General features: G+C 41.6%; 13 protein-coding genes. 2 read left to right on the forward strand and 11 right to left on the reverse strand.

Going from position 1 to position 13,753, the window contains the following annotated elements:
• The first annotated feature begins 7 nt into the window (after positions 1 to 7).
• Positions 8 to 484: a DUF4234 domain-containing protein gene (locus tag MTF66_RS18340; protein ID WP_058586343.1), complete on the forward strand. Its 477-nt coding sequence runs from the start codon at positions 8 to 10 to the stop codon at positions 482 to 484.
• A gap of 75 nt (positions 485 to 559) precedes the next feature.
• On the opposite strand, the gene MTF66_RS18345 is transcribed toward MTF66_RS18340, so the two are convergent.
• The 7 genes from MTF66_RS18345 to yeiP all read right to left on the reverse strand — a co-directional run bounded on the left by MTF66_RS18345 (position 560) and on the right by yeiP (position 7,838).
• Positions 560 to 1,879: a DUF58 domain-containing protein gene (locus tag MTF66_RS18345; RefSeq protein ID WP_248527782.1), complete on the reverse strand. Its 1,320-nt coding sequence runs from the start codon at positions 1,877 to 1,879 to the stop codon at positions 560 to 562.
• On the reverse strand, positions 1,876 to 2,859 hold the full coding sequence (locus MTF66_RS18350) for a MoxR family ATPase (protein WP_054553208.1): 984 nt from the start codon (positions 2,857 to 2,859) through the stop codon (positions 1,876 to 1,878). Before MTF66_RS18350 ends, MTF66_RS18345 begins: the two co-directional genes overlap by 4 nt.
• Positions 2,856 to 4,004 (reverse strand): DUF4350 domain-containing protein, encoded by a 1,149-nt coding sequence (locus tag MTF66_RS18355; protein ID WP_248527785.1) that lies wholly within the window; start codon positions 4,002 to 4,004, stop codon positions 2,856 to 2,858. Before MTF66_RS18355 ends, MTF66_RS18350 begins: the two co-directional genes overlap by 4 nt.
• Complete coding sequence (locus MTF66_RS18360; protein WP_248527788.1) at positions 3,994 to 5,454, reverse strand: hypothetical protein; 1,461 nt, start codon at positions 5,452 to 5,454, stop codon at positions 3,994 to 3,996. The genes MTF66_RS18355 and MTF66_RS18360 overlap by 11 nt, the downstream gene beginning before the upstream one ends.
• The gene (locus tag MTF66_RS18365) at positions 5,444 to 6,394 is read right to left on the reverse strand and encodes a stage II sporulation protein M (protein ID WP_130166670.1); all 951 of its coding nucleotides are present in this window, start codon (positions 6,392 to 6,394) and stop codon (positions 5,444 to 5,446) included. Before MTF66_RS18365 ends, MTF66_RS18360 begins: the two co-directional genes overlap by 11 nt.
• Complete coding sequence (locus MTF66_RS18370; protein WP_248527791.1) at positions 6,391 to 7,119, reverse strand: RDD family protein; 729 nt, start codon at positions 7,117 to 7,119, stop codon at positions 6,391 to 6,393. The genes MTF66_RS18365 and MTF66_RS18370 overlap by 4 nt, the downstream gene beginning before the upstream one ends.
• A 146-nt stretch (positions 7,120 to 7,265) precedes the next feature.
• Entirely contained in the window at positions 7,266 to 7,838 is a 573-nt protein-coding gene (yeiP, locus tag MTF66_RS18375; RefSeq protein WP_055020721.1) for an elongation factor P-like protein YeiP, read from the reverse strand.
• A 190-nt stretch (positions 7,839 to 8,028) separates the two neighbouring features.
• On the opposite strand from yeiP, the gene MTF66_RS18380 reads away from it, so the two are divergent.
• Complete coding sequence (locus MTF66_RS18380) at positions 8,029 to 8,415, forward strand: MmcQ/YjbR family DNA-binding protein (RefSeq protein WP_058586350.1); 387 nt, start codon at positions 8,029 to 8,031, stop codon at positions 8,413 to 8,415.
• 13 nt (positions 8,416 to 8,428) lie between these two features.
• Here the strand turns inward: MTF66_RS18380 and MTF66_RS18385 are convergent, their stop codons facing one another.
• The 4 genes from MTF66_RS18385 to fadI all read right to left on the reverse strand — a co-directional run bounded on the left by MTF66_RS18385 (position 8,429) and on the right by fadI (position 13,700).
• Entirely contained in the window at positions 8,429 to 8,959 is a 531-nt protein-coding gene (locus MTF66_RS18385; RefSeq protein ID WP_248527794.1) for a GNAT family N-acetyltransferase, read from the reverse strand.
• Positions 8,960 to 9,083: 124 nt separating this feature from the next.
• A complete protein-coding gene (gene lepB, locus MTF66_RS18390) occupies positions 9,084 to 10,013 on the reverse strand; it encodes a signal peptidase I (protein WP_248527797.1) in 930 nt (309 codons plus the stop codon).
• A gap of 151 nt (positions 10,014 to 10,164) precedes the next feature.
• Positions 10,165 to 12,390 (reverse strand): fatty acid oxidation complex subunit alpha FadJ, encoded by a 2,226-nt coding sequence (gene fadJ / locus MTF66_RS18395; RefSeq protein WP_248527800.1) that lies wholly within the window; start codon positions 12,388 to 12,390, stop codon positions 10,165 to 10,167.
• Positions 12,390 to 13,700 (reverse strand): acetyl-CoA C-acyltransferase FadI, encoded by a 1,311-nt coding sequence (gene fadI / locus MTF66_RS18400; protein ID WP_248527802.1) that lies wholly within the window; start codon positions 13,698 to 13,700, stop codon positions 12,390 to 12,392. The genes fadJ and fadI overlap by 1 nt, the downstream gene beginning before the upstream one ends.
• Positions 13,701 to 13,753: the final 53 nt, after the last annotated feature.

A 13,753-nucleotide genomic window follows, 5' to 3' on the forward strand; every position in this document is an offset into this window, starting at 1 on the left:
AATCGTTATGTCTGAAGAATCAGCTAACATCTATGAAGCGCCAGAAGCTGAGCTTACTCAGCAAAATAATGGTGGTAATAAACCTATTTTAAACTTTGACCGCTTCTCTGCTTGGGGTGTGTTCTTTTTGAGTCTTATCACATTAGGTATTTACTCAATTTACTGGCTAGTAAGCCGCACAAACAAAGCAAACGCGCTTGCTAAACATCAAGTTAACCAAAACCTAGTTTATGGTTACATTGCCCTTTACGTAATCAACTTTGCGGTAGCGTTTACATCAATACCTGAAGTATTTTCTACTATTATTTCAATGATTACTCTTATTGTTGGTCTGGTATTCATTTTCTCGTTACGTACTTCATTAAAAGAGTTAATCAATGAAGGTAGCAATGAGCCTGTACATTTAAGTGGTATACTGACATTTTTCTTTTATGCTATTTATTTCCAATACAAAATTAACGAAGCTATTGATAATCAAAAATAATCGTTTCGTTATTTACCTAATAAAAAAGGCATTGAATTCAATGCCTTTTTTATTGCGGGTTGCTATCAGGGGGTATTACAATGCCCCGGAGTGCTTCACATTTAAATAGGTGTTAAGCACATGCGGTAGTAGCTGCTCAGGGTTACAATCTATGGCTATTACACCTTGTTTTTTCAGCTTAGCCATATTGGCTTTATGTGAATTTAATAACGCTAATGCTGCACAATAGCTGGTTGCATCTTCGTACTTTTCAATAGGCTCATCGAGCACCTCATTTACAGCACGGTTATTAATATTAATAAGTGCCACTAAGTGGTGTTTTTGTAATAGCTTAATTGCAGGCATTAACTCATCAATGCTTTGCTCATCAAGGGTGGTGACTAATAACACTAAAGAGCGCTTACTGCGCTTGGCGATTAACTGGTTTACAGCCACTAAATAGTCACTGCTGCTCTTATCTGGGTATAGATCATAAAAGTGATTCATTACCCGTGATACATTCTGCGCGCCTTTTACATCGGGTAACCAGCGCAGGTTTTGATTAAAGCTTTGCATGCTAAACCAATCACCTTGCTTTAAAACTGTGTGCGACAGTAGTAGCAATGCATTTAAAGCATGATCAAAGTGGCTGCCTTCATTGGCTTCTATGGCCATTTTTTTAGAAGCGTCTAGCATCACTATGACATGTTGATTTTGCTCTTCTTGATACTCACGAGAAATGAGTTTTCGACGCTTACTGGTCGCCTGCCAGTCTATCTGCCTAACACTATCACCTTGGCGATATTCGCGTAGTTGCTGAAATTCGATACCATCACCGCGCTTTTTAGTGAGCTTTAAGCCTGAAATAGGCTTATTCACTACGCCATTTAAATGCTGCTTTGAGGTAACACGGCTAAAGTCGGGATACACTTTTAATTGAATTGCTTGCTCAGCTAACCAGTTTGTTTGCCAAAGGCCAAATGGCGACCCTACCCTAAGTTCAATGGCACTGATCTGCGCATCACCTCGTTTGTGAGCGCGTAAGCTAAAGCTCTGCTTTGCTTGTTGCATTGCATCTATAAACACTGTTTGCTGTGGCTTTTGCAGCTCAATTGCATTACTTAAATGAATACTGACATCTAATATATTCGCATGCTTCGCTTTATTTTTAATCACTACCTGTAATTCTTGGCGGCGATACAAAGCCATGTTGAGATTCGTTTGTGCACTTACTTCAAGTAAAGGCTCTGACTTCGCTGCCATATAATCTATAAATGCGACCAATAAAGGCACTAAGAGCAAGGCCGTTAGTACTAAGCTGTCAACTGATGCAATGGCACAGACAAGCAACAATAACAGCAACAAAGCTGTTAATTGTACTAAGCGTTTTGCAGGTCTATGCTTAATGCGATTCATGAGCGTGGCGCTTCAACACTGGCTAAAATGGCATTGATCACTTCATCAAATGACACCCCTTCCAGCTCCAAATCAGCCGATAAAATTAATCGGTGTCTTAAAATATTCACAGACACTGACTTCACATCATCAGGAGTTACAAAGTCACGGCCATTCATTAATGCCATTACTTTTGCCGCTTTAATGATATTAATTGAGGCACGTAACCCTGCGCCGTGCAATACGCCTTGCCAAGTTCGTGAACTACGCACGATATCGACGGCATAATTCAGTATTTGTTCGTCTACTAAGATATCTGCACAAAGCTGTTTAATTTCCGCAATACGCTTAGCATCCAATACTGCCGGTAGCTGCTCTACTTTGGTTTCATTAGAGACAATTTGTGTATTTAGCTTCAACAGCTCAACTTCCGATTCATGAGAAGGAAAACCAAGTTCAACTTTCATCATAAAGCGGTCTAATTCAGCCTCAGGCAGTGGGTACGTCCCTTCTTGATCTAATGGGTTTTGAGTCGCTAATACCATAAACGGTGAATCAATAGATAATGACTCGCCATCAATGGTGATTTGTTGCTCTTGCATCACTTCAAGGAGGGCTGATTGCGTTTTAGCTGGTGCACGGTTGATTTCATCAGCCAGCAAAATATTAGTAAATGCTGGGCCTTTTTTGATATTAAATTCACCTGATTTCATATCATACAAACTATGGCCAACAACATCTGAAGGCATTAAATCCGGTGTAAACTGCACTCGCGAAAAGTCTACATTTAAGCTTTTTGCTAAGGCTCTAACCAGTAGCGTTTTACCAAGCCCTGGAACCCCTTCAAGTAACACATGACCACCCGCAAAGAGCACTGTAAGCACATCTTCAACAATGGCATCTTGACCAACTAACACTCGCGAAATGTTATGCTTTACTTGTTTTACTGCATCAGCTGCCTCAACTAAGCTCATGCGGTTAGTGTCTAATTCCGTGCTCATAAGGCATTCCTTAATTGTTTAAATCGTTTTATATATTCTGTTCGTTGTTCTTTGGACTCAGGCAACTTACTAGCAAGCAACTCAGCCACCTGTTGTTTTTCAAAATGAGTTAAATTAGCGATGATCTGCGCCTGCTTTTCAGCACTAAGCATCTTAAAGTTAGGCACTCGCGACTCTACTTTGGCGTAAAAATCTTTCTTGAGTGCAGTAAATAACACGGCTTCGTGACCATGCTCTGAATAAAAGTTTGCTACTGCTCGAATATGCTGATTAAAGCTGGTTTTTATATCGAAGTCAGGAGCATAAGAGCGGCCGATACGACTACTGATATGCCACACTGCAAGCACAATTAATAACAGCAGCGTCACCACAAATTGCCAGCTCCAGTGCCATAATTTAGCAAACCAGTTTGGGTAAGTCAGATAAGGTACATACGTTACTTTTTCAGCCCCTTTACTTAACCAAAGTAATAAACTGCCATGATCCAGATGGCGAAGTCGGTAATTGGTAAAAGGTAACAGCGATGGCATCACAATGACCCGACCTTGACCAAATGCAAAGTCACACATCAAGGTATCGCCGTTTTCATTATTGGTACTCACACCGGGGCAGTTTTCAATAAAAAAGGCACGGCTTAGCTCAAGGTCAAGCTGAGTGTTTTCATCAATTGATAAAGTACTATTTTTATTCCCTTCTTTGAGCATCGCAAAATCATATTCAAAAACATCTTCTTGGCTTTCTACATTGATGCCAAGCTGACTAAAAAATACTGTGCTATCAATCGCCAGCTCATCACGTTGCCTGTTTAATACATAAATTAAACGTCCGCCATCAGCGACCCAATCAGCAAGCTGTACATCTAACTGGTAAGAGTCAGCAAGCACCGCCTCATCCAAAATTAAGATACTTTGTGGGTCTATGTTTAACTCATCACTTTGTGCTTGCTCTGCCAAGCGTTTGTTTTTATTCCAATCGATACCATTGGCTTTAAGTAGCCGCTTAGCCATCGTAAAGTTATCTTTGGCCACATCACTATGAAAGCCAATTTCTATTTCTTTTTTCTGCCAATCTAAAGAAGCAATACCAGCAATAACAAATAAGCTAAAAACCACTAGCACCGCTATGAGCACAACCTTAAGCTTCATGGGCTTGCTCCTTAGTCTCTGTTGTCATTGCCGTAATTTGCTCTGTCAGCTCGATAAAGTCGATATCAGGGGTTTTATGGCCCCAAGCAACCGTAACCCACGCAGAAAATAAGCGGTCAAAAATTGCTTGCCCTTGATTTGGCACCCTAGCATCGATTGCACGTTTACATTCGCGCTCAGTCATCGAGCGGTGCAAACGAACTTCATGTTGTTGCTGCGCCCAACTCAGCGCATGATGAAGCAAATACGCCAGCGCCAAGCGGTGCTCACCTTGCTCAAAACACCGCTTTGCAGCGGCAATTAAATCTGCTGGTAAATCCTTACTTTTAATTTCTGCAAATAAGGTTGGTATAACTGGCTCCTCATTTACTTTACTGCGCTCAGGCAAGCTTAAGTTGGCAAAAAAGCCACGCTTTTGCATCAGGTAATAAACTAGCCAAATAACTAATAAACCGACCAATACCCAAACTAACACGCCAAACATTTCGCCAATGGCAGTAAACACATCGATAAGCCATGACCAGTCACTATCTGATGAACTCGCTTTTGCTTCGATATTTGGCACCCATGTGGTCTCAGTTTCAATGACATTAGGCTCATTATAAAGAGCAGTAACTTGCTCTTTTACCGCTTGCTTATCGATTTGCTCGGCATAGCTTGTTGATGGTTGCAGCGTAAACGTTGTCAGCATAAGTAGTGCTACAGCACTGACGACGCCTGCAAGACGGGTGCGAATATTTTTAAATGCCAGCTCGATATCCCAGCCCTCTAGTTCAACACGGCGGTGTAAATAAGCGAGGAAACCACCTGTTACAAATAACGGTGCGACTAACGAGATACTGATGATATAAATAAAGTTAAACGCTATCTCAACCCAGATTGGCGCTTCGAATATTTGGTACATGGCTTCTTGTGCTGAGAATGAATGAGGCACAAGTGCAATTGTCAGTGCCGATATTCCCATCAATAAGATAAACTCAAAATGTACACAGAACAGCATCCACAATGTCTGCTTAGGCTTAGTTGAAGCAAACAACACCTGCTTACGCTTAGTTTTGCGCTCACCTGATAGTCGTTCAAGTTGCTCTACGGGGGCTAAAAATGCTCTATTTGGGCTGAGCCTAAAAACCGTTAAATGCGCTAACATATCAGCGATTTTTAACTGCTTGAGTGACTTTAAGCTACTCATTATGTTGACTGGCTGATTGAAAACCGCTTTTGACATGTAATCGAGTAAAGGTCGCTCAAATACAGGTTTAAGCCACCAAACAACAAAGCCACCTATGCCCCAACTTAATAAAAAGCCGACAATCAAAAATACGGGTACTGCCATCATCAAATACAAAGAGACCAATGCCACAGCATGCTGCTTAACTAGCAACACTGTTAAATCAAAGGTTTCGTAAGCACTGCGCTTGCGAGGATTGAAGCTAAGACGATTAAGCTCCATAGCGCATTCCTCTGTATAAGCGAAAAATGACATAAGCCCAACAACCGCTGCCAACTAAATATTTAACTTCGTTAGCAATATCACGGGGTGACCAAAATGCTTCGATAAAAGCGGCAATGACTAACATCAAAAATGCGCCAACAATCAGTGGAAGCGCTTTTTGTGCAGCCTGTTTCATCGCATATGCACGGGTATACTGACCAGGGTTTAACAAGCCGTAACCTATTTGACACCCGGCCGCTGAGGCAATAATGATAGCGGTTAACTCAAACGAACCATGGGTTATTACAAACGAGAAGAATGGCCCTTCAAATCCAACATTCACAATGTGAGCTGCAACAGCACCAAAATAAAAACTATTGAACAATAGGAAAAAAGCAGCGCCAACACAGAACAGTACACCACCTGCAAACATCTGAAATGCGATACCAATGTTATTGTAGATATAGACCCCGAACATCATCAGATCTTGCGATGCGCCGCGCTCCGCCGATTGAACGCTACCACTAGGGTTATACATTTGTTCGATATTAAGTACTGTGCCTTGCCCTAAAAATGTATACGCAGCATCAGGGTCTATTGTCACCCAAATAAAAGCAATTAAGGCCAATCCCCAAAATGCCAATAAGTTAATACCAAGCATTAAACGATTTTCATACAGTGCACGCGGAAATGCCGTGCGGGCCACATGCCATATTTCAGAAAATTGATTGCTTCGAGATAAATAAAGGCGCTTTTGTCCTAACTGTACCAGCCTATTTATTTGCTCAATCAACACCGGGCTGTATTGACGACTTTGGGCAATGGCTAAATCATTACAGACTTTGCGATACAAGTTAGGGAAATTAACAGGTAAAGACTCTGCACTATTTTGTTCACAAAGCGCTTCAAACTCATCCCAACTGACGCTATTTGATTTTACAAATTGAGTTTGCTTCATTGCTTACCCTCCTGCTGCGGGTAATCGTTATCGTGTTGAACTTGACCTGCAAAGTGGCGTGCGTAACTAACAAGCTGCGCCTCAATTTCATGCTCTTCAGCAGAAAACGGTGCAGCTAAAATAGCTGCCAACTCACGGCGCCTTGCATCCGATAATTCATCATGACGCTCAGCAAAAGCAAGCACAGCTAATTGCTCTTCGGTGGTTAAGCTAATGGTAGGAATATGCACTTCACCTTGAGATAATTCAGGGCGCGTAGCTAACTCATCGTCGTAAATGACCATGGTGCCTGCAGCCCAATCACCAATGCGTTTAAAACGGTTGTTAAACAACATAACCACAAGGCCTAAGAAATAGCCTATAGGTAGCATATCGGCTGGGCGTAGTAAGTTGCGCACTACAATTTGCGAAAAGCTTGCCGGTAAACCATTGTCTTGCACAACACGGATTTTAAGGCGTTTTTTACCCGGCGTTTGGCCACTTTCCATTTCAAACAGGATGTTATAGCCCCATGAAATTAAAAAGTAAGCAATTAATATAAGTCCTTGCCCAGCATCGCCAAAAAAGGCAAATACAGTGCCTACAGCAAGTAAAACCAAACTACGGATAATAAAATCGATGATGTAGGCATAGCTTCGGGCAACAACGCCACCTGGAGTGATGGCGATATCAACGCCTTCGGGGAGTTTGATGTATTCTCTGTTTTCCAATCCGTGGTTCAACATTAATCTACTACTGGTATTTATTATTGTTTTCGTAAGCCAATAATAATGCGCGTTTTTCGTTCCTTTTTCAATGAATTTTGTTATAAGCGCGCTACAAACAAAACAAAAAAACCGGCTATAAGCCGGTTTTCAAAGGGGTTACAAAATTACTTTTCTGCGCGACCCATAAATTTATGCTCAACAGTGTTAATACGAATACGGTCGCCTGTTGAAATATGCTCAGGAACTTGAATCGTTAAACCCGTTGTTAAACGTGCAGGCTTTGAACGTGCACTTGCTGAAGCGCCCTTGATTGAAGGGTCAGTTTCTTCAACTACAAGCTCAACACTCGATGGTAAATCTAAGCCAACTGGCGAGCCATCAATCACAATAACGTGAAGACCTTGAGTTTCTTCATTAACGAATAAAATCTCTTCGCTGATTGCTTCTTTATTTAGGTTATATGGCGTGTAGTCTTCGTTATCCATGAAAACATACTCTTCACCGTCAATGTAAGAGAACATAGCTTCACGACGAATGAGATCAGCAAGCTTTAGCATGTCGCTGTCTTTAAATGTTTCATCAACTTTACCGCCTGTTACCACATCGTATAAACGCATACGGTATAAACTGCCACCAGCACGACCTTGTGGTACAGAACGTTGAATATCTTTAACTACTAAAACACGGCCGTTATGCTCGATAGCGGCGCCTTTTTTAACTTCACTTGCCTTAGGCATGGGTGTATTCCTATCGTTTTTTGATGACAGAAATTTACCACGTAATGGCTTTTGTTCAATAAAAATTTACAGTTTTGACTCGCAGCCGTTATTTATTCGATTTTTCAGCAAATTATGACAATAGTTGTCTCAAAACTACGAAAAAGCTGCTATCTTTATAACTACGAAAAATGACTTCAAGGATTGGATCATGAATCAACACACAGTACACGAGTATTTAATGAAAAAGCCATTGGTGATGATCACCCAACCATTTGGCCAAGATGTCGACGTTTACAAGGTGAATCATAAAATGTTTGCCACCCTTGCCGAGGGCAAAGAAGGCCAAACAGACGATGATGGAAACCTTGTATGGTGGCTAAATCTGAAATGCGATCCAGATGAAGCCCAAGCACTGCGTGATATTTTCCCGTCGGTGATCCCGGGTTATCACATGAACAAACGTTTATGGAATACGGTTATTTTAGACGGCACCGTACCACAAGGAGAGATTGAACGAATGATTGATAATTCGTTTGATTTAGTGGTTGCGAATATGCCAGAAAAAGACAGAAAAGCGATTGAGCTTCATCTGTAAAATTGCGCACTGATCACGCTCTGTGATCAGTGCAACTTAAATGAAAATGATGATCGGTATACAAAACACCGCCAATAGCATACGCATCTAGCTGCTTATCGACTAACTGAAAACCACATTTCTCAAGTACTTTTTCTGATCCGATATTACCCTCGGTGACAACCGCTTTAAATTCACGTATAGCATGTTCTGATTTGGCGTAATCAAGCACTGCTTGCAAAGACTCAGTGGCATAGCCACGACCATAAAAATTAGGCAGCAACAAATAACCGACTTCTTGACTATCTGGCACTGTTGATGAGGTAAACCCAGTTACCCCCACCTCTTTACCTGTACTGGTTTCAACAATAACTAAACAAAGTGGTGAATTCGAATTTGGCTGCCAAGGCTTTAAGCGTTCATTAAACTTAGCTCGCAGCTGCGACTCTGAGGGCTTATCGAAGCATTTAGCTATCACTTCAGCATCATTATGCAAAGTATAAAACAATGGCCAATCATCGGCATTTAACAGCCGTAATGTTAATCGCGCAGTGGTGAGAGTCATGGTGATTAATCGCTTTGTAAATAAACCTAGTTATAACAAACTGATTTCGTGAGTTAAATACCACTTATGGCCAATATAGAAGAAAAAAGCCCCGCTCAATGAGCAGGGCTTGTATATTAACTTGTTACCAACTAATAATGACTTTCCCTATTAGGTTGTCTTCAGGTAAAAACCCCCAATAGCGACTATCTAAGCTATTATCTCTTGAATCCCCCATAACAAAATAATGGCCTTGGGGTATTTCCCACTCACCATGTCTGCTACCGACTTGACTGAAATAATGACTTATTAGATCCATATGATTGTCATTCACTAAAATCTGATAGCTACTATCCTCATTCACTTCATGTAGAATTTTTAGCCCATTTCCATCTTGTGAAACTAGCGATTGTTCAATAAGACTATAATCGGGGCAGTTGTCTGTAGGCTGCTTACACGCCTTTTTGATGTAGAGTGTTTTATTTCGATATACAACTCTATCGCCAGCTAAACCGATGACTCGCTTCATCCAAATAGATTGAGGGTTTTGCGGATATTGAAATACAACAATATCTCCTCTGCTTACTTCAGCTGTCATCTCAGACTTTAAAACTTGTTGACCTAAATATTGATAATTACCATAACCTAGCTTGCTGACAATAACTTGACTGCCTTTTTCTAGCGTGGGTGCCATTGATGAAGCAGGTATAGTGAAAAATTCAAAAAAGAAAATCCTAACTAAAGTAAGGCAAGTATAAATAGTAGTAAAAAGTAACAAAGTAACCCACCAACGCGCGAACCAAGCCCTCTTTTGAGAGGCGTTATAATGTTGAGTTACCCAAAAAGCATGAATAGGACAAATAAGAATAAATAAACTTGTGAAGTAGATGCCTTGATACCAATCTGACTCTCCTGCATTTGCTTGTATCCTAATATCAAACAAATAACATATAACCATCAACACAAAGTATGTAATGAACAATCTGGCTTTATTAACGTACAAAAATACAAATGGTTGTAATAACACACCAAGAATTATTGCGATGAAACCTTTGGGTTTCCATGTAGTAGTCACTCTCATTTCCTTGTTTAACTTAAGCCATTGCACTTAATTGTCCAATGTTAAATATAAAATCACAGTGATGCCATAAAGCTTCTTACATTTTTTAAAAAGAAAAAAGCCCCGCTCAATGAGCAGGGCTTTTAAAATTAACTAATTTACAGAATTAGCTTTTAGTCGTTTCTGTATCGGCATCTTCTGACGCTTGCTCGTCTTCAACCACTTCTTTGGTTACTTCAACCGGATCGACAGGCTTAGCTTCAACTACTGCCGGCTCTTCGCTTTCTGCTTGGTAAAAACGACCCCCTTTTTCAGCCATTGCTTTTAACGTATCGCAAGGTGTGAAAATTGGGTTGTAGTTAGCAAAAGTCGCCATTTCTGAGCTCACTTGTGCTGCACCCAGTTTATCCATATAGCTAAATGGACCGCCTAAGAATGGTGGGAAACCGATACCAAAAATAGCACCAATATCACCGTCACGTGGGCTTGCAATAATACCATCATCTAAACAGCGCACCGCTTCGTTTAACATTTGCGCAACACAACGTTTAGCAATTTCGCTCTTGTTTAAACGAGGTGATGGCGTAACACCAAGTAGCTCGTAAACTGACTCATCCACTTTTTTATCTTTCTTTTCGTAAAGATAAAAACCACGGCCAGTCTTACGACCTAAACGCTTAGAATCGATTAAGCGATTAAAGGCGTCAGGTGCTTTAAAGCGCTCGCCCAATTCTTTTTCAAGGATTGGCGCAATTTTAGAACCGATATCAATCCCTACTTCATCAAGAAGCGCTAAAGGTCCTACCGGGAAACCAAACTCAACCAATGCTTGGTCAATCTTTTCAATTGGCTCACCTGCTAGCAGTAAATTAGCCGCTTCATTTACATAAGGCGCTAAGATACGGTTTACATAGAAACCAGCCATATCTTTAACCACAATTGGTGTTTTACCTTGCTTACGGGCAAAGTTAACAACTCGCGCGATAGTCTCTTCAGACGTACCTTCATGTGGAATGATCTCAACAAGTGGCATTTTCTCAACAGGTGAGAAGTAATGCAGACCAATTACATTTTCTGGGCGTGCTGCATCAGCAGCAATTTGTGCAATTGGTAATGATGAGGTATTACTTGCAAAAATCGTGTTGTCTTGGCACTCACGTTCTACATCAGCCACCATACCTTGCTTTAAAGCAAGATCTTCAAACACGGCTTCGATCACGATATCAATGTGTTTAAAGCCGCTGTAATCGGTGGTACCGGTAATGCGGTTCATGGTTTGTTGTAGATCAGCTTTAGATAAAATACGACGCTTTTGCTTTTTATCTAAAATCTTGTAACTGTAGTTCATTGCATTGCTGATGCCCTTTTCAGCCACATCTTTAATGCGCACTGGAACACCCGCTTTTACAGCACTAACATGGGCAATACCCGCGCCCATGAGGCCGCCACCTAATACAGCCGCTTTAGCGATTGCTGGGGCATCATCATTACGCCACTCTTTTTTCATTTCAGTGGTTGCAAAGAAAATACCGCGTAATGCTTTTGACTCATCACTCATTACCAGCGTGGCAAAGCCTTCAGCTTCAGTTTTGTATGCTTTTAACTGATCAAGTTCAACACTTGCACGAACGGCTTTAATAATGGCTAAAGGTGCCGGGTAGTGACCGCCTGTTTTCTTCAGCACGTTTTCTTGTGCTTTTTTGAAAATAATATTGCGACCAAATGGGTTTGACTCAAGTAATTGACTTAAACGGTCTAGCTTAGGTTTAGTAGCCTTCGCCTTACCTTTCAGAGCAAACTCTTTAGCAACGTCAAGTAATACACTGTGTGGTACACAGTCATTTACTAAGCCTGTTTTCTTCGCTTGCTTAGCACGCACTTGCTTACCTGTAAGCATCCACTCAAGTGCTTTTTGCAAGCCAACTAATTTAGGTAAACGCTGAGTACCGCCGCCACCAGGTAATAAGCCTAACTGTACTTCTGGCAAACCAAGCTTAGTGATATCGCTGTCTGAACACACGCGATAATCACAAGCTAAAGCAAACTCTAAACCGCCACCCAATGCAGCACCATGAATAGCACTTACTGTTGGGAAAGGCAGCTTTTTCATATCGAAAAAAGCTTGCTGACACATTTCGCTTAACGCTAATGCATCTTCACGGCTATTGGCGCTATCAAGCATTTTAATATCAGCGCCGGCGATAAAGTTATCGCTTTTACCACTAATAAATACCATGCCTTTTACTGCTTGCGCTTGTGCGTCTTTGAGTAAGGTTTTTAAATCTTCTGCAAAACTGCTGCGCAGGGTGTTCATTTTCTCACCCGGCACATCAATGGTTACAACGGCTACGCCGTCATCAGCCACTGATAAACTAAATACTGAATCTGTCATTACGCACTCTCCAATACAAAGGCTGCGCCTAAGCCACCCGCTGCACACGCAGTCGTAAGCGCTAAGCCGCCACCGCGACGATTAAGTTCATGTAAGCTTTGCGTGATCAGGCGCGCACCTGTTGCCGCAAATGGGTGACCGTATGCAAGTGAGCCACCTAATACATTGAACTTGTCCATGTTTATTTCGCCGATCGCCTTGCTGCGACCTAGCTTTTCTTGTGCAAATTTATCTGACGCAAACATCTTCATATTAGCCAGTGTTTGCGCTGCAAATGCTTCATGCATTTCGATTAAATCTAAATCAGCTAATGTGATACCTGCTCTATCTAGGGCAATTGGCGTTGAGTGCGCCGGACCCATTAGCATATCTTCATGTACACCAATTGCTGAGAAAGCAAAACTGCGTACATAACCTAGAATGTCGTAACCCAATGCTTTTGCTTTACTCTCGCTCATCATTAATACCGCAGCGGCACCATCAGTTAATGGCGTTGCGTTAGCTGCGGTAACAGAGCCGTGCTGACGGTCAAATACTGGTTTTAATTTCGCGTAGCCTTCAACCGTTGAGTTATGACGAATGTTATTGTCTTGCTCAATAAAGCTCTTATAAGGTGCAACATGGGCAGTCATTACTTCATCTTTAAGTTTACCATCAGCCCACGCCTTACTTGCAAGGGTGTGAGAACGATGAGCTAAGGCATCTTGATCTTCACGGCTAATGCTATGTGTTTTCGCCATTTGCTCTGCTGTTTGGCCCATAGATAAACCAGTAGAGTACTCAGCGACCGCTGGCGGTACAGGAAGTAAATCTTTTAAACGTAGTTTAGAGAAAATCTTTAATCGCTGACCAAGCGTACGTGCTTTGTTTAAATCAACAAGGCTACCCGCTAATTTTTTACTAACACCAATAGGTAATACAGACGATGAGTCAGCACCACCAGCGATACCTACTTGCACTGAGCCTGCCATAATTGACTCGGCTACGTTAGCAATGGCTTGGAAACTTGTCGCACACGCACGCGAAACAGAATAAGCATCAACAGACACAGGCATACCCGTACCTAATACGATTTCACGGGCAATGTTTGGCGCTTCTGGCATTTGCACTACTTGTCCAAATACAAGTTGGTCAATTTCAGATTTATCAAAGTTAAGTCGTTCAAGCATTTCGTTGACAACTAACTTACCCATATCAAGGGCTGGTACATGATGGAATGCTGTGGCTTGCTTTGCGAATGGCGTTCGCAGGCCGCTAACGATAGCGATACGATCGCCTTTTGCTGTTTTAAGTATATTTTGCTCAGACATTTATGCTCTCCCGCTGACAGGTCTGACCTGTTTGTTTTTCCTGATTCTAAAAC

The organism is Pseudoalteromonas sp. 2CM39R, from assembly GCF_023161845.1.